The organism is Corynebacterium sp. UMB9976 (assembly GCF_030212265.1).
Lineage (GTDB): Bacteria > Actinomycetota > Actinomycetes > Mycobacteriales > Mycobacteriaceae > Corynebacterium.
In genome coordinates this window covers 1-261 of sequence record NZ_JASODY010000116.1, presented here as the reverse complement: position 1 = coordinate 261, position 261 = coordinate 1, and the positions used below count along the sequence as shown (strand labels likewise).

Below are 261 nucleotides of genomic sequence, written 5' to 3'. Positions count from 1 at the left end.
GGATAGTTTCTCGACGTTTGCATCTAGCTCTCTGAACTGGGTCGTGGAGAACATCGGCTGGCTGTTTATCTTGGCCAGTACCGTCTTTGTCTTCTTCATTGTGTCCATCGCGATTTCCAAGTTCGGTCACATCCGCTTGGGCAAGGACAACGAGAAACCAGAGTTTTCCACGCCTAGCTGGATTGCGATGATGTTCGCCGCCGGTATGGGCATCGGTCTGATGTTCTACGGTGTCGCTGAGCCGCTGACCTTCTATCGCGA

Annotated in this window: 1 protein-coding gene; it reads left to right on the top strand. The window is 52.9% G+C overall.

Features of this window, described 5'->3' with window-relative positions; translation table 11 throughout:
• Nucleotides 1–261, top strand: a 261-nt coding sequence (locus QP140_RS10045; protein WP_284759514.1) for a BCCT family transporter, incomplete at both ends; no start/stop codon positions are given.